Here is a 23,125-nt window from a genome sequence, read left to right as displayed (position 1 = left end):
CTCCGCAGGCGACTGCGAACCCGAAGGGGAAAGAAATAACTCCTTCATCTCCCCTGCTTTATACCCTCCTGCTAGCAAAGCGCGGTACAAGGGTAATGTAAACAGTTCCCGCATAACGCTTGTGGAACGTTGCAAATCTTCTACTGTTTCAAACAGGGGAACAACTTGAATGCTTCCAATAGCAGTACCCGGATCATAAAGTCCAGCTTCTTTAGCCAGTAGCAACACTTCCAACACGTCGCTTACTTGGCGACACATGCTGATAATGTAAGTTTGGCAAATATGATGACCAAACTCTTGTTGGAGCGATCGCACCATCCGTAAAGTTTGAATCACATCGTTCGTTTTTTCGGAAAATGGCAGTTCTGCTGGAATTAACGGGCGACGTGTTTGCAGTTCTTCAACTAGCCAAGCAGTTCTCTCCTGTTCTGATAGTTCGTCGTAGGGGACTTTTAAAACTCCCAGGTATTCCAAGATTTCGTTTAAAGCATCAGAGTGACGGGTTGATTCTTGGCGGATGTCGAGATGTGTTAAGTTAAAACCAAAAATTTCTACCTGACAGATTAGATGTTCCAATTCTCGACAACTCAAACCTGTTTCTGTCAAGTTGTGTTCAATCAAGCGTAGTTCTGCTAAAAAATCTGCTCCTGAATGGTAAATTGGGATATTCTCATTCTTTAGGGGTTCTCGTTTGTACAGAGCTAGGTTGCGATCGCGAGTATTTTCCAGCCGCTTGAGCACATAAGATAGCTTCAGTCGATATGGTTCTTGTCGAAAGCGCAAGGCCAGTTGCTCGTAAACTTCACTCAGTTGGGACTGCTCCAACTCCAAAGATTCCAGCAAGTCTGGTAATATATCACTCCAATGGAGCGATAAACTCAACAAGTTTATCAACTGCCTCACCGACTTGATGTATTTCTCTAGCACAATGTTGCGCTGATAGCAAGCTGTTTGCCAGGTAATTTCTGGTGTCACAGATGGATTTCCATCTCTGTCTGCTCCTACCCAAGAGCCAAACTTACAGAAGTTTTTCCCAGGAGGTTCCAACCAGGGAAAAGTGCTAGACAATGCGTGTTTTAAACGTTTGTGCAAATGAGGAATACTATCAAATAAAACTTCTTGGAAGTAGTGCAAGGCATAATCTACTTCATCGAGTACTGAGGGTTTAAACTGGTGTAGTTCATCGGTACGCCACCACAGGCGAATTTCTTCGAGCAGTTGTTCTTGTACTTCCTCGACTTCCCACGAAGGACTACCGTTTGTAGAACGTTTTTCCACTACATCTAGCTGTTGCAACAGTTTAACCACTCGCCGTTGTTTATCACGGATTGTATGCCGAACAATTTCTGTTGGGTGAGCTGTAAATACAAGCTGCACGTCCAACTGTGCAATCAGACGTTGAATTTGCTGTGGTGGGACGTTTAAATTGAATAAATAAGGCAACAAACTGGCGAAAGTTCCTTTTCGTTTATTATTGGAGTTTGCTTGCCAACTTTTTGTCAATAAGTCTGCTCCAAGTCCACTGTTAACAGGATTTTCTGCTTCTTCTTGGTTTGATGAACAGATGAAATCTGGTAGAGTTTCTTGAGTTGTTGACTCTGTTTCTACCTCATAACGAATTAATTGCTGTTTTTGTTCGTTGTCCTGCTCTATGATGTTAATCAACTGAAAATACAAAGCGAAAGCACGAGCAGCTCGAATTGTTTCGTTGATATTGAGCTGTTCTATCAACTTGAACACAGAGGAAGCTTGGTCGTTGATTGCTTGTCCCTCTGGGGAACACAAATCCTGTAGTTGCCGCAGCAAGTCTACCATCTTTTGACCACACTCTTGGCGCAGAACCGACTCCCACAACTCCTCTACGACTTGCAGGCGATGGCGCAAAAATAAGTCGGAGGCGGGGTAGATGTTCACTGCCTGAGTAAAAGAGTATAAAAGGTAATTCATATCCTTTATGCCGGTTAAGCAAGTTAAGATTTTTTGATTCTATGAGCTGACTGAGTTATGACAATTGCCATAGAATCATTGAGGAGGCAAAGTGCATTTTTGAGATTTTAAGATTCTTTTTCATCAGGGAAATTAAGAATCGGCAGGCGATCGCCTCGAAACAATTCAACTGTCGCCTCCCCAAACGCTTGTAGAGTTTCTGTTGTGCTAATTTCTGCTATTTGCAAAAGTAGTATAGATGCGGTACCAACTTGCAAAAGCAAAGACTGAGGAATGGTAAACAAAGTTAGATTTAGTCCAGAATCAGATAAAGAACCGGGGGTCACAGGTGGCATTAGTTTTCGGTGGGGGTTCAAGAATGAAAGGGATAAAATGCAAAACCAAACAAAAGTCAGTCTTGTAACTGTACACAACTATTTTTGCCGATTTTACAAAGTTATAAGGTAACAAAAGTGTTAAAAAAAACGACATAGTGTCATAATTCTATAGTTCTAGTTTACAAGGAATTGGGGATTGGCGATTCGGGAATAGCCATTGAGAATCATTTCACTAAATTCCTAGTCAAAACGGATTGACAAAATCCCCTTGAGCTAGTAAGTAATTTATTGCTCAACGAAAGCACTGTTAAAAATCACAGCTTCCTGTCAAGTCAACTTTCCATGAAAACAGAATTACCAGATCGCCAAAAATCTCTAGTGCAGTGGGTTAGCCAAGCAACAGGGATTAGCACTTTCGGGGTAAAAATCCGGTTGCAGGGAAACGAACTACACATTTTATGTGAAGGTCGAGAATGTCCTCAGCGTTGGCAAACTCTGTCTGACTTGCTGCGAGCATTACAACAAACAGATTTGGATGTCCTGACTAGCATTGAGCAACCTGCAATTTATCAAGTCTTTGTCTACGGACGCAAAAAAGGGGAAAATCAACCGAGATGGTGTCATAAAGTTTATCTCAATCAACTTGATCGGCATTTAGAACAGGTAGAGCAAGCGCTGCTAGAAGATGAGGGAAAATCGCAAAAAGCTGCTAGTGGAGGGCTGATTGTTTCTAACGAAACTTTAGCGCACCAAGGAGATCCAGAGGCGATCGCTCGTTATCTGAGTGAAACACTCAGTACTTTTGATATTGCTGTACAAGTTGAAGTCATCAAGCAAAAATCCACACAAAACAATTACAAAAATCAAACTCAGCTGTGGGTATTTTGTGAATCGAGTTATTCTAACCCAGATCCATCTTTAATTGCCGAACCAGTCGCCCAGAAATTACGGCATCTTAAACTTTCTGGTTACCAAGAAGCTGTGATCGCTTCGCGTGTCAAGGGTGAAAAGAGGATAGATTGGCTGTTCAAAGTGGATTTGACGCCATCTAAGGTAATGCTTAAGGAATGGGCGCGTTGGGGAGATGTGCAAGCCCTGTCACGTTTGTTAAGTGAGACGTTGTTAGAGTCAAAAGTGACAGTAGAAGCAATACTCAAAGAATCAACACTACATATCTTTTGTACCCCAGTTTCTGAAACATTGGCAACTGATCCAATTTTAGAGAAGACACTGTGTTTACAAGCCGTAAGACCTGTTTTAGAAAAAATAGCCCCCCAAGGTATTGTTGCAGCGACAGTGTATGGACAAAAAATAACAGATAACCAACCAGCATGGGTTGATTGGTTGTCCTTACCTGCTAACGAACACCCAGCGCTTGCAATCTCAGCCCAGCAACTGGCGACTTCTGGGGATGAACGTGCTATTGTTTTCCTACTTGAGCGTTTGCTCAACCCTGATTTAGATATGCGTCTCAAAACCGGAGGTATTCGCGTCTTTGTGCAACGCATTGGGGATTTATTGCACATCATGTGTGATGCACCCCTTTGTCCAGCACGCGAACAAGTTGCTTCACAAGTGACTGAGTTTGTGCATCAGCTAAAAATCTCCGGAATTGCTGGTGTGCGCGTCTACGGTCGGTGTGCTGGTAACAAGGAACCTTTTTGGGACTACAGTGTCGATTATAAACACCGTGAACCATTGGTAGCACAAGCAACTCCAAAATTTGCTCCAACCTCTGCTTATGTTCACGAGCTTCCAACTTCTGAGACTGACGAACCTGTGCTGCGCCCTAACATATCTACAGAGGAAATTTACATTTTTGTCACACAAGTGACTCAAGATTGGAGCGCAAATGTCAGAAAGCTTTTTTTAGCAACGCAGTTGTTTACAGAGAACAAATCACAACAAAAAACTAAAAATCATCATCAAGGACAAGGACTCAAAGTTGCCTTAGTATGGGGTGCGTTGGGATTACTACTGACTTTACAAACAGATTGGATATTGGGGAAATTTTTATCCCGCATCACACCCCCAACATCCACGGTTAGCAGTGTTTCGCCTAAATCATCTTCTACTATTAAAACATCGTATACTGATTCGGCTGACCAGAAACAGAGAACTGCATTTTTTACAAGTACTTCTAAAGAAAAATCTCCTAAAGATGAGAACAATGTATTCAATGCATCGAATTCTACGCAACCAGATTTGGAAGCCTCACCGTTGAAGTCAAAAGCAACACCAACTGCGATTATTCTTGCAGCACGTTCTCACAAATCAGGATCATTACTCAGGCAAATACCAAGTTTCAATGCTTCCCAATTAGATGAGCAACTCATACTATACAAACAGCGTTTAGCAAAAACAGGGCATCCACCAGATGTATTGATTATTGGATCTTCCCGCGCTTTGAGGGGAATAGATCCTGTTGCTATTTCTAAATCTTTAGCAACTCAAGGTTCTCAGAATATTGATGTTTTTAACTTTGGCATTAATGGTGCCACAGCAAAAGTCGTCGATTTTGTTGTGCGTCGAGTTCTTAAGCCATCGGAACTACCAAAACTTATTATTTGGGCAGATGGTGCTCGTGCTTTCAACAGCGGTCGAGAGGATATAACTTTTAGCACAATTGCTGCATCACCAGGATATCAATATGTGTTGCAAAAAGCAGCCAGCACAGAGCAAGAAACGGCAATGGAAGAACCTCCGCAAGGTGAGAGCACTTATCAAGCTGTAGATATTTGGTTAAGTAAAGGTTTAGCTACTTTTTCCGCGACTTATCAAAAGCGTGACAATCTTAAAAATCTTTTGAAACAACAATTGAAATATTTGCCTATTATTAGCAACACAAACCAAGCAGTTACTCAAAAATCACACAGCAAAAATCCAGAAGATATTCAGGTGCAAGCAGTTGAATTTGATGGATTTCTCCCTCTTTCGACTCGCTTCCAACCAACTACATACTATCAAAAATATTCTCTAGTCTCTGGTAACTACGACAACGACTACAAATATTTTCGACTGCAAGGTGAGCAAAATACTGCTCTACAAACACTACTTAGATTTACCCAGTCTCAGAAAATAACTTTAGTCTTTGTCAATATGCCTGTTACAGCATATTATTTAGACTCAGTACGCTCAAAATATGAGCAAGAATTTCAGCAGTATATGCAAAGTTTGGCAGGCAAACCAAATTTTATTTACCAAGACTTAAGCCAATTATGGCCTAAGGCAAATGACTACTTTTCCGATCCCAGCCATCTCAACCGCTACGGTGCTTATAAAATATCGAAAAAGCTTGCGAATGATCCTACTATTCCTTGGTTCAGCAAATAAATTGTGGGGAGAAGGGAGTGAGGGAGTGAGGGAGTGAGGAAGTGAAGGAGTCGGGAGTGAGGTGAAAACTCCTAACTAATAACTAATGACTAATGACTAATAACTAAAACATGAACTTTATTTCAATTCTATACGGGTTATTTTTGCTGAGTGTCCTGGGAATTTATTGGTCTGTGGCACAACAAAAGTTGCGGTTATGGACGTTGCTACTTGCTAGCCTAGTTTTTTACGCATCTTTGCAAGTTCATTACATCCCGTTACTACTAGTACTCACTTTTTTTAATTTTCGTATTGGAAAAGAAATTGATGAAAAAACGATACCACATCCCCATTTTTCAGAGTGGCAATATTCTGAACAAGAATGGTATTTCGCTCAAATTGATTGGAACCATCGCCGTCTCAAGCTTTTGTGGTTAGGTATAATTTCTAATGTTTTTTTACTACTGATATTCAAATATTTACTACCTTTCTTAGAATTCTTTTACCCGAGTATTATCACTTTATCTGCTGACTCTTTTAAACTGATTACCCCTTTGGGAATTTCATTTTTTACCTTTGAGTGTATTGCATATTTAGTTGATGTCTACCGTGGCGCACCCGCTACTCAGGAGTTTCTTCAATTTGCCGCATACAAGTTTTTCTTTGCCAAACTGATTTCAGGTCCAATTACTGGTTTTCGCAGCTTAGCGAATGAATTCAAAAATTTCCGCTTGCTAACTCCTGATATTGTGGCAGAGGGACTATGGCTTATTGCTAGGGGTGCAGTCAAAAAAGTGATTATAGCAGACCATTTGGGAATTTTTGTTGACTTATGTTTTGGGAACTTGCAAAGGGCGGGTAGCACAGATTTGTGGTTAGCAACTTTTGCTTACGGCTTCCAGTTGTATCTGGATTTCAGTGGTTACGTGGATATTGCCCGTGGAAGTGCTTTGCTATTTGGGGTGGTTTTACCGGAAAATTTTGACTTTCCCTACTTCAGTACGAGTATTGCTGACTTTTGGCGGCGCTGGCACATCACTCTAGGAGATTGGCTGCGTAATTACCTGTACTTTCCTTTGGGTGGTTCTCGCCAAGGATTAGATCGGACCTGCCTTAATTTAATGATTATCATGCTGATTGCAGGTATTTGGCACGGTGCAGGATTGGGTTTTGTGGTTTGGGGGGTTTTTCACGGATTAGCTTTGGCTGTTCATCGTTTCACTGATGTTATCAGCGATCGCTTTGAAGATCTGGAAAATTTCTGGCAACAACCATTGGGTACAGTTTTGGCTTGGCTACTTACGCAATTTATGGTTTTCACCTCTTGGATTTGGTTCCGCTTGCCCAACCTTGAAGATTCCTCTTTTGTATTTCAGCATCTTTGGGGTTTTTCTGCCAATGAGCAATTTGCTCAAAAGGTGTACGTTGATGCCTTAAACATAACTCAATACCAACTGGCAATTTTGCTAGTCGTTCTATATATTGCAATGGCTCTTGTCTACATTTTTAACCGAACATTGAAGTTACAGTTGATCTGGCCTCTAAAGCTTGTTTTCGTACCTTTGTGTTTCTACAGTGTTTTGTTACTCGCTCCTGAAGGCAGTTTACCTTACATATATTTTGACTTCTAAGGGAACAGGGAAAGAGTGTTTCTTTTACTTGTAGCACTGATGCACTGACCGTGGGATGCTTTGATCTGATTGTTAATAAACAGATAATTTTAGGTTTATATTTTCTTTGGTAGATAACACATTCTAAAAGTTATCGTTATGTTTCTATGAATAACTTTACTTTTGTTAAAGAAAATATAATATGTAACAAAGTATTAAATAAGCACTTCAGTTTAAGTGAATTGATCTAAATTTATAAATGACAGGTAAATCACTGACTTACCTGATAAATAAGACTCAAAAAGTTTATCGCACTTATAACAACAATGACCACAACAATACAACGTCGCGAAAGCGGTAACGTATGGGAGCGGTTCTGCCAGTGGATCACCTCCACGGAAAATCGCGTATATGTAGGTTGGTTCGGTGTACTGATGGTTCCCACCCTCCTCTCCGCTACCATCTGTTTCATCATCGCTTTTATCGCAGCACCTCCCGTTGACATCGACGGAATCCGTGAGCCAGTTGCAGGTTCCTTAATCTATGGAAACAACATCATCTCTGGTGCTGTTGTTCCTTCCTCCAACGCCATCGGCTTGCACTTCTACCCCATCTGGGAAGCAGCTTCCTTAGATGAGTGGTTGTACAACGGTGGTCCATACCAGCTCGTCGCATTCCACTTCCTTATTGGCATATTCTGCTGGTTAGGTCGTCAGTGGGAGTTATCCTACCGCTTAGGTATGCGTCCCTGGATTTGCGTAGCTTACTCTGCACCTGTTGCAGCAGCAACCTCCGTATTCCTGATTTACCCCCTCGGACAAGGTTCCTTCTCTGATGGTATGCCTCTGGGTATTGCTGGAACCTTCAACTTCATGTTGGTGTTCCAAGCAGAGCACAACATCTTGATGCACCCCTTCCACATGCTCGGCGTTGCAGGTGTCTTCGGTGGTTCACTGTTCAGTGCAATGCACGGTTCTTTGGTCACCTCCTCCTTGGTTCGTGAAACAACCGAAACCGAATCTCAGAACTACGGTTACGTCTTCGGTCAAGAAGAAGAAACCTACAACATCGTTGCTGCTCACGGCTACTTTGGTCGCTTAATCTTCCAATACGCTTCCTTTAACAACAGCCGCAGCTTGCACTTCTTCCTGGCTGCATGGCCTGTCATCGGTATCTGGTTCACCTCACTGGGTATCAGCACCATGGCATTCAACCTCAACGGTTTCAACTTCAACCAATCGTTGATTGATTCTCAAGGTCGTGTGATTGGTTCTTGGGCAGATGTGCTCAACCGCGCTAACTTGGGTATGGAAGTAATGCACGAGCGTAACGCTCACAACTTCCCCCTCGACTTAGCTAGCACAGAAGTTGCTCCAGTAGCACTTTCTGCTCCTGCGATCAACGGCTAATTCTTAATAGCCTAAGGACGCGATGTCTCGCGTCCTCTACAAGTGAAAAGCGCCCTTCTCGAATAAGAGGGGCGCTTTTTCATTTGATTAATAGATGGGAGTCAAAAATGGATGCAGCGCATGCTCACAATTTGCAGCTCGATAATTGTGGTGACATCGAAAAAGTCAAAGCTACTGATAAATAAGGGTTTTCGCCTATCGCTGTATTTGCAATATAACAACAAGCTAAATGCAACAATTCTTATTTGCATTGATATATTGAGCATGGTAAATTACAGCAAATCCTAGGTTCTGATGGGGTTCAGCCATCAGAGGTAACGGGGAAAGTATGCCTGCGCCACGCCGTAGGCAAACGGTGAAAATCCGACACTGTCCCGCAGCTGTGATGAGACTCAAAATTTTTGTCTCTAAGTCAGAATGCCCGCCTGAGGTAAGAAACATAAAATCGTCTGCGAGGTACAGATGCTAAATATTCTTTTTAATTGCCGTTGTGCGGTAAAAGTCGTTGTGTCTAGTATGAGTGCAATGACGACTTTGATATTGTGGAACTATGCTGTGTGTGCTGGAGAAATTGCACAACCAGAAAAAATAGCACAAAGCATAAGTCCGCCAACAAATGAACAAGAACCCCCTATTGAAATTACAGTCACAGGTAAAGTGTTGAATCAGCCTGTTTTCTCTCCCTTTCGTCGAGAGGGGACAGTGAAAGATTCTACCCGTCCAGTCTACGTCATTACAGGTGAAGAAATGGAAGCGCAGGGTGCGCGAACCGTCAGAGAAGCGCTACGATTTCTCCCCGGAATCTTACCTGATGGAACAGTAGGGACAGAAGTGAACGCATTAAGCGGTCAATTTATCCGGGGTTCTAACTCCGAACAAGTATTGATTTTACTAGATGGGAGACCGATTAATAATCTTGGTGGCGGTGGTTTTGACCTTTCAGAAATCACCACAAACAACATTGAACGAGTAGAAGTTTTACCTGGAGGAGGTTCCACCCTATACGGTTCCGATGCGGTGGGTGGAGTGATTAACATTATTACTCGTCGTCCGACAGAGAAAGTGACAACACAAGCGGGAGTGACTCTGGGTGCGTACGGACTCAATGAACAGACTATCCAGAATAGCGGGAAAATAGGTGATATTTCTTGGGTTGTGGGATATAACCGCACCGAAGCAGATAACAATTATCCTTTTTCCATCCCAGAAGCCAACTTTGAAGGAACCAGGAAAAACAATGACACTCTCTACAACAACTTTAATGTTAAGTTGGAGGCGAATTTAGGAAAACGCAATACTCTTACTGTCTCAAGCCTATACTTAAACAAAAATCAAGGAGTTCCAGGAGGAGTCCCCATACCCGAACCTCAGTTTGGACAAGGTTATTTTAACTCCTTGACTGACAACAATCGCAAATACACAGACCAAGTTCTCACCGATTTAACCTGGAACTCAAAACTAGGAGGAGGAAACGATTCCCTAATCACAGCAAGAGTTTACGCCGATTTTCTCAATACTCGTTTTGAGAATCGTAGTGGGACACTTTCATCCCAGCGACGATTTGATAACGAGCAAACCTCTTACGGAATTCAAACACAACACAGTTGGAAATTTGCGAAAAATCAAACCTTAGTCTACGGTTTTGATTACCGCAACACTTCAGCACGTAACAGCACCTTCAACTATTCCACTGAACAACAAACCCTCAGCTACGACGATAGCCTTGATCAAGGAGCGCTTTTTGCCAGATATGAAATCAACTTTACTCCTAGCTTCAGTGTCAATTTAGGCTTACGCCAAGATTTTAGTTCTTTAGCAGATGGCTCTTTTACATCACCTAGTGTAGGCGCACGCTGGACAATTTCTGACTCCACTAACCTTAGAGCTAACTATATCAGGAATTTCCGCGCACCGACTCTTTTCAATTTATATGCAAGAGGTTCTACTTTCGTTGGTAATCCGAATTTGAAATCAGAAAATGGTGATAGTTATGATATAGGAATTGACCAAAAACTGTGGGATTTTGGTTTGTTGCGCTTAACCTTTTTCAGCAATACCATATCAGATTTAATTGCCTATAACTTTGCTGTTCCTGTCGCCACATATGAAAATCTTGGCTTAGTGCGCACCACTGGAATTGAAGCTGCTTTGAATGTACAACTTGCGAAAAATGTCTATGCTTTCGTTAATTATACACTCAATGACCCACGCATTAAAGAGAGCGTTAACTCTACCGAAAAAGACAAAGAATTAAGATTTGCAGGTGCAGATAGTTTAAATTTGGGAATTTCTTATGAAACACCTCAAGGCTTATATGCAGGAATACTCATGCACTCCCTCGGTTCATATCCTACCAACAATACCAACACAGAATCTTTGTCCGGGTATACGACTTTTGATTTCAAAACACGAATTCCGCTGAGTGATAACTTGGTACTGACTGGTAGTGTAGACAATATCTTGAATCAGAGATACCAATTATTTCCAGGCTTTCCCGATGCAGGGAGAGTTTTTCAAGTAGGTTTAAATGCCACATTTTAGATGGTAGTAAAATACTAATTAGTAGTGAATCATTCCTCTGTTTTCTTCTTCTCTGTGCTCTCTGCGTCTCTGCGGTTCAATAAAGCTATTTTTCACAAATCAGATAGGATTGCTATAACCATCAACAATCACCAACCAACAATTTTCAATCCAAAACCACTATGAGTCAATTTCATCCTTGGGTAACACCATTAAACCGTGTCATCAAAGAACCTTCCCTAACAGGAGGATACATTGAACATGAAGATTTCGATTGCAATTGTGACGTTTTATCATCACTACTTTACACCTTATTTCAACAGAATTGGCATCAAGTAGGAGTAGGACACATTGTACAAGGTGGTGTGTTGGAACTAGAATTTCCTGCAGCACCCAAAATTTGTATTCTTTATGATGGATATCTGACAGTCGTCACAGAAAGTTGGCATCTTCACTTATGTATTGAAGCAAATTTAGGTGGTCCCCATTGTAAAACACCATTAGAATTAAGGAAACAACGTCAAGTCAGTCGTGCTGCTTTTTATCGACGGTTTAATGCAGAAGGAATCCCCAGAAGTTGGGGAATTGATTTCTGGAATGGTGCAAGTGAAAATTTGATGACTATCTTCTTGCCTAATCCTTATGTCGAGGGAGAAAACTTATTACCGGAAGGTAAACCGAACTTAACAAAATTAGAGCTTTACCATGAACTACGGGATATTTATGTGTTGGGTAAAAAGCCGATACCGTTTGATAAAAATCCCCTAAAACATGCTTACATATCTGTTTGTACTTCTAGCCGTTGTCTCCCTTCCCAAAATTGGAAACCTACTTTTAATGAGCTAAAAGCAGCAGTTGAAAAAACAGGTTTGGATGTGGAAGTCAGAACTTCTGGCTGTCTGGAAGTTTGCAAACTTGGTCCAGTTGTGTTTTATTCAGAGGATAGGACTTGGTATACTCGCGTCAAACCAGAGGTGGTTGAAACTATTGTTAATCAACATCTGGTTGAAGGTAAGAAAGTGACTGTACATTGCTATCCTCCAGAGTCTGTTGAAAAAAAGTAACCGCACATGCACGATTTTTGGAGGCGGATAAGTTATTGGTGTATCTTTGTGGTTATTTCTGGAAAACTTTCCGATGAGAATTAGAATATTTCGTCAAGCTAAATTGTTCGCTTTTTTCTGTCAGTTTTTGTTGGTTGCTGTTTTGGCGATCGCTTGTCACAGCACCACAACTCCTCACACTCTATCAACAGACATCAAAGAATGCGCTCAAGCTTATAATCCAAACACCGACTACTTTCCGGAAAAAGTAACCGTCAATTATGCCACAGGTTTTGAGGTGGAATATTACAAAAACTATAAGGTTGTGACAGTAAAAAATCCCTGGCGTGATGCACAAGTCAATTTTCAATATATTTTAGTGCAATGCGGGACACCTCCACCAACAGGATTTAACCAAAACCAAGTTATTACAGTACCTATAAATACCGTTGTCTCTCTTTCTACGACTCATTTGCCACATTTAGCAAAGTTAGGAGTTGTAGATAAACTCATTGGTGTGAGTGATAGCAAACAAGTCAATACACCAGAAGTAGTAGAAAAAATTAAAGAAGGTAAAATAACAAAAGTAGGAAATAATGCTAGTCTAAATGTTGAGCAATTACTAGAACTCAATCCTAACTTAGTAATGACTTATGGTACAGGAGACAAACAAACAGATAATTATCCTAAAATTCAAGAAGCTGGTTTAAAAGTGGCGATCAATGCCGAATATATGGAAAATTCTCCCCTAGGAAGAAGTGAATGGCTCAAGTTTACGGCTTTGTTTTTTAATCAAGAGAAAGTAGCCCAAAAAATCTTTGATGAAACTGTCAAAAAATATCAAGCTATAGCCGCCAAAGCACAATCTGTCAAAAATCGTCCGACTGTGTTTGTCGGATTCAACTTTAAAGGTATCTGGTATATGCCAGGGGGTAATAGTTATGTCGCCAAATTTTTAGCTGACGCCGGAAGTGATTATCTCTGGAATAACAAGAAATCATCTGGTAGTCTTCCCCTATCATTTGAAACTATTTTAGAACGTGCTGCCAACGCTGACTACTGGCTAAATTCCAGTCAATCTTGGAAAAATTTAAAAGATTTACGGGATCAAGACAATCGTTATACTGATTTTCAAGCAGTACAGAAAGGAAACGTTTATAATAACAATGCCCGTATCAATGAGACTGGTGGCAACGATTACTGGGAAGGTGGAATTAGTAACCCTGATGTCGTTTTATCCGACTTAATTAGGATTTTCCATCCAGAAATATTACCAAATCACCAGTTAGTTTACTATCAAAAACTCAGCTAATCTCCCCAGGTTAAGGGCTTGATTATGGCGTTGTTCCGATATCCGCCGAAAAAAATTCCTCTCAGAGTTGAGCGATACTGACGGCTTTGCTTCGCGCTTCTATAATTTGACCTATCTCACGCCCCAAGCTTGGTTGGCGTTCAATCATGGTATTTACAGCATCAGAGTAGATGACAAGAACTTGCAAATCGTCAACAGCGGTGATTGATACTGGACTCGGTTCCCCAGTAAATAGTGCCATCTCGCCAAAGAACTCACCACGCAAGATAGTCATGACCTCTTTTTCTTTGCCAAACTTGTTCGTGACGGTGACTAAAGCTTGACCTGCAATAATAATGTACAAAGCATTACCAGGCTCGCCCTGCCGGATGACTTTCTCGCCAGTACCGAACTGTTGTAAGATAGTCCCCTTGGCTAAGTCATCCAAATTTTTTGCCTCACGAGCTAAAGGCATAAATCCGGGAATTGAGTGCAGGCTTTGGGCTAATTTACTTGAAGCGCTATCTGCCTTGTCAGTAGTTTCCACAGCATACTCGTATCGATAACGATGTAGCGTTAGGTTGTTTCGCTGCGCTGCGTACCAGACTCGCGTCATAAATCTATCCAGTATCTGCTCCACATCCTCAAAGTTTTTTATAAAGAACTCCACCTCATAAACAATTGCAGTCTCATCATAGGATGTGGTTTTGCTCTCTGGTTCGGGTTCGGCTAATATGCCCTGTGTAGCCAGAGCTGTACTTTTTAGTACCTGCTTCACGAGGTTAGGAGGACAATCGTAGGAGAAGCCAATATTAATGCGTTGGTTATAAATGCGTTCGGGTTGGCTGTAATTATGGATTATTTGTTTTCCAATGAACTGATGAGGAACGACAATCACCTGGTGTTGGAGATTTAGCAGGCGAACAGATCGCCAATTGATATCAATGACTTGCCCTTCGATCGCTTCGCCTTCGCCTTCGCTATTCCCAATGCGCAACCAATCACCCACGCTGAAGGGGCGTTCGAGAAGCAGCGCAATGCCAGACATGATGCTACCCAATGTATCCTGAAGCGCCAAACCGATCACAATTGAGCTAACGCCTAATCCGGTAGCAAGACCAGCCAAATCTGTACCCCACACTGCTGCTAGCACGATCATGCTTCCCACAAGCACCAAAAACAGCCGAGAAAGGTCGATTAGCAGTTTGGGCATCCTTGCCCGCCATGTATTCGCCTCTGCTTGTTCAAACAAAATGACATTAAACAGCGAGAGAGAAGCGTAGATCACAGATATCCAAAACAGCGTTGCGACAAGCTTGGGAAAATTCCCCTTAACATCAAGCTTCAGGACATTTGTGATTAAAATCATCAGCATTAAGACGGGCAGAACGAGGTTTTTCACAACCCGCAAGGTACCTGCCAGCGGTCTGTTGCGCTTTTGTAGATGATAAATAACCTCTCCTAGTAAAACGACCAGGAGTGGGAAACCTAATCCGACAATGATCGCCCAGATATGCCAGTCGTTTGAAAAGCTTACATTACTCATACACTTCTTCCTCTGGAACACTTACTGGAAGCTTAGAACTTTTGAGTTGCCAAGCCACTAGCTTTTGCTTTCCAGGTTGTTGGATTTCACCAAAGAATTCAAAATCGTAGAGATCGTGCAGGCGATCGCACACGTTTTGAGAAACTAAAATTGATCCTACAGGACAAGCAGATTTCAACCGATTGGCAATATTTACAGTATCCCCCCAAACATCATAGAGCAATTTATCTTTGCCAATGACGCCTGCAACCACATCTCCTGAATTGATGCCGATTTCCACGTCTAAATCCAAACCTTTTTCATAATTAAATCGGCGGACAAACGTCTGCATTTCCAAAGCAAAATCTACCGTGCGTTTATCATGATCCAGACGCGGTACAGATAGTCCGCATACAGCCATGTAACCGTCACCAATAGTTTTAATCTTCTCCAAACCGTATTTATCTGTCATTTCATCGAAACCAGTTACCAATTCATTAAGCAGGGCAACAACTTCTTGAGCAGACATCGTTTGAGAAAGCCTGGTGAATCGGTGGAGGTCGGAAAATAAAACCGAGACATTAGAAATCTGATCGGCAATTTCTCTATCGCCCTGTTTGAGGCGTTTGGCTATTGCAGGACTAAATATATTTAAGACTAATGCCTCATTTTCACGATTTCTCTGTTCGATGAGTTGAGTTTCGGCGCGAAGGCTGTCTATGGTTTGGTTAAATGATTTCGCTAACTCTCCAAATTCATCTTGCGAACCAGATTTGACAACGGTATCAAATTCCCCACCCCCTACCTTACGGGCGCTTTTGATTAAAGTATTGATAGGTTTGACAAAGATTGCAGTCAGCCACATGGCAACAAGCGTGATCAGCGCGATGACTAAAGTAGCCCCAATCAAAACTGTTTTTTCAAACGAGTGAATTGGGGCATAAGCTTCAGAAACATCTATCTCCGCCAAGATAACCCACCTCAAGCCATCAATATCTAGTGGAGCATAAGAACTCAAAACTGGAATATCACGATAATCGTTGATAACCTGCGTACCCTGTTTACCAAACAACGCTTCCTTCACTGCTTTTGTTTGCACTTGTTGTAAAAGAATTGTAGTATTGAACTCTTTGATTTTCTTGACGGTATTTTCATCAGTACCGATAGAACGTAGGGTTTTTGCATGACCTTTTGGGTCTGAAATCTGGAAACGAGACGCAGAGCGCATTAGATAATCCGATCCAACCAGATAAGTTTCTCCTGAATCGCCCAGACCATTTTGTTTCCAATTTTTGTTGCCAGTCATCACATTGTTGATTTTGTCAACGGGAAGCTGGAACGCCAAAATACCAATGAATTGGGAGCCGTTAAAGATTGGGGCAGCGATAAAAGCCGCAGGCGCACCATAGGAAGGGCTGTACGGTTTAAAATCTACTATTTTCACATAGCCCTTTCCGTTTGCCCCTCGTGCGGCGGCGATCGCTTCTGCTAAGTTACTCTCTTTGTAAGGTCCGTTGGTAAAGTTTGTGGTAAAATCGGTTTCTTTAAAAACTGTGTAGACAACGGTTCCTTGGGGATCGACCAAAAACATATCGTAGTAACCGTATTTTTCAACTATATTGCGAAAAATCGGCTGGTAGCGGGCGTGAACGCGGCTGTAGGAGCTGGTGTCGCCGGGGTCGTCAAGGAGAAGTTTCTTACCAACGGGGTTGGGGTTAGCGACGGTGTAGTAGTATTGTAGGTAACGGGCAGCAGTTGTTTTTGGCGTGTAAGATGCGACAACAGGCGAACCTTCGCTAGTTCGCGCCAGTCTGGGGAGAAATTGTGTTTGGTAGTAGGTATCAATTTTTTTGTCAAAATCCGCTGGTACTGTTGATTTTTCCAGTTCGCGGTAAGCTGGTTGAAACTCCTGCATGGCGGCGACGATTGTCAAATCTTCGCTTAAAGTTTGGCTATGGATGTAAAGGTTTTCAAAATAATCTTCGATTTGATAAGTTTTGGCAGCCCGAAGGCTGGTTAATTGATTGAATACCCTTTCCGTCAGAAGAGACCTACCAGCAGTAGAGCATGTAAAGGTGCTTGCGAGCATAGCGCAAAGGCTGACTACCAGCAACATGACTATAAGTTTAGTTTTTATACTTAATTGATTAAGTATTTGCATATAAATTTGATTGATATTCTTTGCCTTATTTCTCTCATTAGACAGATGGAGGAAATTCTACTTTAGCTGTGATGCTAAAAGGATTTTAGTCTAGTTGTTGGAGCGGTCGATTATTTAATAAACCTTTTGCAAAAGTCCTAATTTTGAGATATTCTTTGCGCCTAATCTACGAGAAGCCGCTTTGCGTCTATGCGTGAGACAAAAAATATTTCTGCAAGATATCTAGATATTTCTGCCAATTGTAACTTCAGCGATCGCTAACTGAAGATTTATATCGTGAGCCATTAGGCATAATCGCACCTTCGAGGAAAGCATTACTCAGTTCATCGTCGCTCACTTTAGCATTCTTGAGATTAGCACCAGTTAGATAAGCTCCCTCCAAATTAGCACCACTCAAACTAGCATCTCTCAAATCTGCACCACTCAGATTGGTATGACTCAAATCTGCACAAATCAAATTAGCGCTACTCAAATTTGCACTACTAAGATTAGCCTGATTCAATCGAGAAAAACCCAGTTTTGCATAACTTAAATTTGCACCACTAAGTTTAGTATGACTGAGATTAGCATTATCTAAATTGGCATAGCTGAGATTAGCATTAGTAAAATCGCTTCCCATTAAATTAGCTTTACTCAGAGTTGCATGGGAAAGATTAATATCTACTAACTCCGCACCGGGAGCATCCAAACCTCTTAAAGAAACACTATCCTCATTCAAATCTTGCAGTGCCAAAATTCTGGCATAACTAACTTTCACATTGTGTGCTGCATCAATCGTACTCCAGGCTTGATAATGAAATTGTTTTCTGCGATCTGGAGCTTCTTTAATGAATAGAACTAGCGCCACCACTAAACTGATCGTGTCAGCAGCACCCAAAGCCTTTCCTAGCAAAGAATTCTCATCGACAACTATAACAACTACGGTAAAAATAACAACTGAAATTATAGAGACTAACCATGTTGGTGCTATCCAGAAAGCATCAATAAGTTTCTTGGGAATTTGTTTGAGGACTTCACTTAATGGCTGTTCTGATACTTTGGTCTGAAATTGCTGATAATTAACTGCAAAATGATTGATAATTGTTTTTAAACCTTCACCATCTAACTGAATTGAGATCAGAGATTTTTTCTCTTGTTTTACTGTGGACTGAAATAGCCGATCTTCTTTTTTATTTTCTATTTTTAATGTTGCAGCTTTTGCTAAAGTTTCAGTTTTGTTTCCAGCTTGGACAGATTTTGGTGAAGATTCTTCTCCCTCGCCTTTTAACATCAAGGCAGTAATAGTTCTAAAAGCATCTAGCCAAGCTTTTTTTACTTCAGGAGTCCAATCTTGCTGGAGATATTGCTCAAACGTTAGCAGTAATGCTTCCACAACCGATCCATAATATTTAGGAATGGCTCCGTAGCCGACGTGTCTAGCTCCTAGAGCCTTGAGAACTGGTTCTAAAGCTTCTGGGTTGCGGAGGTTTTCTACTACCAAAACCAGAGAACTTAATAGTTTTTTCTCTTGGCTTTTCATATCTGTTTTAGTAAACAGTGGTTTCAATTCTGGGTGAGTTTGAAAAAGATTATTGTAGAAACTGGCTGCAAATTTATCAGCGCGGGGTTTAACTTTTTCAAAGCTTTGTTCTAAAACTTCAACATTTAAAGACATACTTTTTTCATTTAAAAAAACTTTGAAAAAGGCTTGTTTTTGGATTTAGCCAGTAAAAATGTACCTTATACAAAGTTATACTATAAGAATTAATGCGGTATAATACTTTTCATGATAAAAATAAAGGTTTTTTAAATCCCATCCCCGATGAGATTTAAAAAGTCTTTATCAGCTAAATCTACTGATTTAGCAATCTTAACTTGTTACTGGGGATGCAGCCGCAGAGACAACGTTAAGGTTAGCAACCAATCCATACGTTGATACATACTCTTCTAACTCTTGTAATTCGACTGTGCCATTTTTATCGGCGTCAAGAATATTGAAAAGAAAATCAGTTACGTATCTCCTCACATCTTCAGAAGAGCGTTCGCCTGTTGTCATATCTTCTATTCGACCTAAAAGCTCCATAATCTCGTCTTTATCGAGTGAATTGCTTCCATCTGTATCCAATTGATTGAAAAGTTTTTTCACATCTTCTGTTGCCATTCTCGAAGAACGCAGTGTTTCTCGCAATAATTCATTACCAAATGAATTCATAAACAATATCTGCTCGACGAGTGGTATACAGAAGAATCCTAGTGCTGCCCAAAAAATTGCATATCTTACAGCTTCCGGATTTGCAGTTGCACTAACTCCGAGGAAAAGAGCAGCCCAAAGGAAAAAGTTGGGATTAACAAGCAGGATATAAGCATCTTGAGCTTCTGCCTTATAAAGCTTACCTTTTGAGAATACCGAAGTTAATACAGCAAAAACGCGGATTAAGATAAAAACTAATGTTGCCACTGCCAATTGTTGCAGACAGGCTAGCGAGCGCGTTGCATCTGTCGAGTAAAATAAGTCGCTTAGGAATGTTGATGGAGTAAACTGAAACCCAGTTGCCAAAGCCATAAATGCAACAGCAAGCACTCCAATAAATTTCCAGTTTTTACTGTGGTGGTTTGATTCAACAGGGGATTTGTCACGCCAAAATTGGGCGATCGCTCCCGGTATTGCCAAACCAACAATTAGAATGACACCAAAAAATATCAGGCTTGAACTGTTAATTGGTAATTGTTTCGCCAAAGCAAATGTAACAATCAGTGCAACTGGAGCGATGATTGATAACGTCCTTGATAAGATAGCCGAGGGATAAAGATTACCGCCCCAAAGTACCGATAAAACAGGGGAAGTAAGGGCGGGTGGAACCATCCAAAAAAGCACCCACATAACTTTGTACAAATCGCCGGGGGCTTGATACAAGATTCCAGAAAATATTAAAGCTAGCCCAACTATCCATCTCACCAACATCCACGCATAGACTATATACTTCACAGTTGAAGTTACTTTGCGTTTACTCGCTGCAAAGTCAATGTCCAGGTAAGTATAAAACGTTGAAGCCGCAAGACAAACAACGATTATTGCTCGAAATACCTCTGACGGAATTCCTACTGAAGAGGCGCTTATTGCCCTAACCAAGCATCCTAGTAAGAAAGCAGCCGCATAAAGCAAAATTGCCCACATAATTGACAGATCGTTGATCTGTTTACGCACTGAAGCTGCACCGCCAGATTCCTTGTTGCGAAACTTGACTAGCTCTTCACTACTCAAAGCTTTACCATTGGGGAGTTTCAGATGTTTATAATCAGTCGGTGGTAAATCACTTAAATAAAGTGCTAAAGGCTCTAATACATATTGGTGGCACACTACCAGAACAGTTTCACCCCTCTTCAAGTGCGGTACAACCTTGTCTTCGTAGAAACGTGCAGCGCGATTATAAACTTGTGCAATCTTCTCGCCAGCTGGAGGTGCTTCGTTATGGGAATGCAACATTTCCTCAAAGCCTTCGTAGCCAAGGGCAAGACGTAGCAAATTCAGATTACGTCCCGCAAAAATGCCAAACGATTTCTCACTAATTCGATGATCGATTTCAACAGGAATATCGGGCGACTTCAAGGCTTGACTTTCAGCAAGGGCAATTTCACAAGTTTGTCGCGCCCGTCTCATGTGAGAGACATATACTGCATCAAACTTGACACCTTTTTTCTTAATGTCAACGCCTGCACGGCGTGCCTGTAACTTACCAAATGCAGTGAGATCAACATCCAGTACTCCTGCAAAAATATTGCGTTCGTTGCTGGTGCTTTCACCATGCCGAATAAAGTAGGCACGTCCGGGATAATCATCATTTTGTGCAACAGATAGGTTGCTATTATTGGTTTTTACCACGATTGTTAATAGAACATTTTAAAATCTGACTATGTTCAAGTACAATAATACTAACTCACAAATTTTTCAATAGGTTTTTCAGTATTTTTTTGAGAAGTTTTCTTTGAAATTTTATTAAACTTGCCGGTTAAACATAGTAGTAGAAACTGTCTACTTCTGGATGACAATCAGCTTTGCAGAGTATTGCATAATAACTGATTGTGAGCAGGAAAATATAAGTCGCGAGTGCGATTTATCATACATATTTGTGACATCGACAAGTGCTTAAAATTAGTACATATTCACACAAAAGTATCCGCTCCAATTAGCAGAGTTGATAATCTTAATTCGTACTAGTGCAGCATAAATTTGACCTAATAATTCATAATTTATTAGTATTTGCAAACACGCTGTTTTTTAATTCAGCAGTCAACAATTACCTGGATTCAAGTTCACACTGATTTAAATTACGAATTATTTTGACTTTTTCTGCAATTATTTAAAAACTAAGATTTATGTTAAAAAATTTAGTAACATTTGTCAAATGCATGATATAGATGATTGCTATGCATAAAATAAATTTGTTGACATTGGATTTTAATCTTCTAGTGGTGTTATCTGCCTTGCTGGAAGAGCGTAACGTCACGAATGCTGGAGAAAAAATTGGCTTGAGTCAATCCGCTACCAGTCATGCGCTTGGGCGATTACGTCAAGTGTTCAACGACCCACTGCTAGTGCGCTCTCCCAAAGGCATGGTTCTTACACCACGCGCCCTTGAGTTAGTAGAGCCATTACAAAAAATTTTGTTAAATATCGAGCAATTGGTTCAACCAACCGTGTTTGAACCGAAAACAGCACAAGGTACAATCCACGTAGCGGCATCAGATTACTCAGTGGTTGTGGTTCTGCCAAAGATTCTTAAGCTTGTTTGTGACAATGCACCCCATCTAAATCTGGAGTGTCATCATTGGGGTTCTGACATATTAGATAACTTACGAAATGGCGGGATCGATCTAGGCTTAGGAGTTCTAAATTTACCCCAACCCTCGGAGTTAAAGTTCCAAACGTTATTTGTCGAAGATTTGGTATCTGTGGTTCGATCTGACCATCCGATCACTCAAACAGATGTAACGATTGAGTCTTACGTTGCTTGGCCACATGCCTCAATCACAATTCCAAACTCGCCTGCAAGCCCAATCATGCACTCGCCGATCAAGCATGTTGATAATGCGTTGTCAGACTTAGGGAAGCGTCGGGTGATGTTGAAGTTACCGCATTTTCTCGCGGCTCCTGTGATTGTCGCTCAGAGCGATCTGATTCTGACATTACCCCGTCGAATTGCCATGCTTTTTGCTAACTATACAAACCTTGCTCTGCTTGAACCACCGATTGAACTTGGTAAATACGACTATATGCAGTTTTGGCATGAGCGTTGCGATTACGATCCGCAACACATTTGGCTACGGGATTTAATAGTGTCCCAAATCCAGGGACTTTGAAACTAAGAGCAAAAACCCTTAAGCTCGACAAAATCCATTTTCCAGCAACGCGCTAACATACGCTAAAACCCTCATGAAACCAAGACTTTGACTTTTTCGATCTCGACAAAATTAGTGATATATGAAAAAGTTTTTGCCACAAAGCTACAACTTTTGCCAGATAACAAGGTTTACGCTGCTTAATTGGATAAAGTCGAGCTTACTAGGTATGTCAGGGGTGAAGAACCTGCTCAATCAGCTTAATCCAGAATTGTTTGATACATTAGTATGGGTAGTTCAGACAGGAAAACCAATCAAGAAAAAAATTTACTGTAAGAATGATGAAATTCAAAAATTCTATGAATTTACTATTGTTAAGTTTGGAGATGGCTGTTCGACTACTGGACGTGCTCTTCCTTAACTCCTAAGAAACACGCTCGCGAAATCCTTATAAATTGCGGACTTTTAGATAAAAAGTGTTTTTTACATCCATAACGAGGGGCTTTATACTTTTGACTTTTGAACGCCAGTTGCTACCCTTCGGGAAGCCGCCCTCCGGGCGTCTACAAGTCGGGGAACCCGGACGCCAGAGCCCTAGGTCGGGAGACCCTCATCAAGTACTGGCTCACGCCACATGCCTCAACGCGGGGAACCCGCGCACGGCAGTGGCTCCC

The 23,125-nt window shown here is 41.3% G+C and carries 14 protein-coding genes and 1 riboswitch; of the genes, 8 read left to right on the top strand and 6 right to left on the bottom strand.

Annotated features, from left to right (window positions below):
* Both AC5590_RS34355 and AC5590_RS34350 read right to left on the bottom strand, forming a co-directional pair.
* Positions 1 to 1,947, bottom strand: a 1,947-nt coding sequence (locus AC5590_RS34355) for a phosphoenolpyruvate carboxylase (protein ID WP_169267677.1), incomplete at its 3' end; no start/stop codon positions are given.
* A gap of 107 nt (positions 1,948 to 2,054) precedes the next feature.
* Complete coding sequence (locus tag AC5590_RS34350; RefSeq protein ID WP_169267676.1) at positions 2,055 to 2,282, bottom strand: hypothetical protein; 228 nt, start codon at positions 2,280 to 2,282, stop codon at positions 2,055 to 2,057.
* Positions 2,283 to 2,606: 324 nt separating this feature from the next.
* Here AC5590_RS34350 and AC5590_RS34345 point away from each other — a divergent pair, with 324 nt between their 5' ends.
* The 6 genes from AC5590_RS34345 (at position 2,607) to AC5590_RS34320 (ending at position 13,470) form a co-directional block, all read left to right on the top strand.
* On the top strand, positions 2,607 to 5,597 hold the full coding sequence (locus AC5590_RS34345; protein WP_169267675.1) for a DUF1574 family protein: 2,991 nt from the start codon (positions 2,607 to 2,609) through the stop codon (positions 5,595 to 5,597).
* A 110-nt stretch (positions 5,598 to 5,707) separates the two neighbouring features.
* Positions 5,708 to 7,207 (top strand): MBOAT family O-acyltransferase, encoded by a 1,500-nt coding sequence (locus AC5590_RS34340; protein ID WP_169267674.1) that lies wholly within the window; start codon positions 5,708 to 5,710, stop codon positions 7,205 to 7,207.
* Positions 7,208 to 7,512: 305 nt separating this feature from the next.
* Positions 7,513 to 8,595, top strand: a complete 1,083-nt coding sequence (gene psbA / locus AC5590_RS34335) for a photosystem II q(b) protein (protein WP_169267673.1) — start codon at positions 7,513 to 7,515, stop codon at positions 8,593 to 8,595.
* A gap of 269 nt (positions 8,596 to 8,864) precedes the next feature.
* Positions 8,865 to 9,038, top strand: a riboswitch (cobalamin riboswitch).
* A 19-nt stretch (positions 9,039 to 9,057) separates the two neighbouring features.
* The gene (locus AC5590_RS34330) at positions 9,058 to 11,136 is read left to right on the top strand and encodes a TonB-dependent receptor plug domain-containing protein (RefSeq protein ID WP_169267672.1); all 2,079 of its coding nucleotides are present in this window, start codon (positions 9,058 to 9,060) and stop codon (positions 11,134 to 11,136) included.
* A gap of 161 nt (positions 11,137 to 11,297) precedes the next feature.
* Positions 11,298 to 12,179, top strand: coding sequence for a (2Fe-2S) ferredoxin domain-containing protein (locus tag AC5590_RS34325; protein WP_169267671.1), 882 nt, complete (start codon positions 11,298 to 11,300; stop codon positions 12,177 to 12,179).
* A gap of 73 nt (positions 12,180 to 12,252) precedes the next feature.
* Positions 12,253 to 13,470 (top strand): ABC transporter substrate-binding protein, encoded by a 1,218-nt coding sequence (locus tag AC5590_RS34320; protein WP_169267670.1) that lies wholly within the window; start codon positions 12,253 to 12,255, stop codon positions 13,468 to 13,470.
* 61 nt (positions 13,471 to 13,531) lie between these two features.
* Here AC5590_RS34320 and AC5590_RS34315 read toward each other — a convergent pair whose 3' ends face one another.
* From AC5590_RS34315 to AC5590_RS34300, 4 genes are all read right to left on the bottom strand, one after another.
* A complete protein-coding gene (locus AC5590_RS34315; protein ID WP_169267669.1) occupies positions 13,532 to 14,995 on the bottom strand; it encodes a mechanosensitive ion channel family protein in 1,464 nt (487 codons plus the stop codon).
* Entirely contained in the window at positions 14,988 to 17,135 is a 2,148-nt protein-coding gene (locus AC5590_RS34310) for an adenylate/guanylate cyclase domain-containing protein (RefSeq protein ID WP_211178669.1), read from the bottom strand. Before AC5590_RS34310 ends, AC5590_RS34315 begins: the two co-directional genes overlap by 8 nt.
* Before the next feature lie 247 nt (positions 17,136 to 17,382).
* Positions 17,383 to 18,789 carry a pentapeptide repeat-containing protein gene (locus AC5590_RS34305; RefSeq protein WP_169267668.1) on the bottom strand — a complete coding sequence of 469 codons (1,407 nt, stop codon included), beginning with the start codon at positions 18,787 to 18,789 and terminating at the stop codon, positions 17,383 to 17,385.
* 195 nt (positions 18,790 to 18,984) lie between these two features.
* The gene (locus AC5590_RS34300; protein WP_169267667.1) at positions 18,985 to 20,994 is read right to left on the bottom strand and encodes a histidine phosphatase family protein; all 2,010 of its coding nucleotides are present in this window, start codon (positions 20,992 to 20,994) and stop codon (positions 18,985 to 18,987) included.
* 545 nt (positions 20,995 to 21,539) lie between these two features.
* Between AC5590_RS34300 and AC5590_RS34295 the strand changes: the two genes are divergently transcribed.
* Both AC5590_RS34295 and AC5590_RS34290 read left to right on the top strand, forming a co-directional pair.
* A complete protein-coding gene (locus AC5590_RS34295) occupies positions 21,540 to 22,472 on the top strand; it encodes a LysR family transcriptional regulator (RefSeq protein ID WP_169267666.1) in 933 nt (310 codons plus the stop codon).
* 208 nt (positions 22,473 to 22,680) lie between these two features.
* Entirely contained in the window at positions 22,681 to 22,872 is a 192-nt protein-coding gene (locus AC5590_RS34290) for a hypothetical protein (RefSeq protein WP_211178668.1), read from the top strand.
* The last annotated feature ends 253 nt before the right edge of the window (positions 22,873 to 23,125 follow it).

The sequence above is a fragment of the Brasilonema octagenarum UFV-OR1 genome (genome assembly GCF_963888615.1).
GTDB lineage: Bacteria > Cyanobacteriota > Cyanobacteriia > Cyanobacteriales > Nostocaceae > Brasilonema > Brasilonema sennae.
Note: the sequence above shows the minus strand (reverse complement) of the source record. Positions and strands in the feature narration are given on the sequence as shown.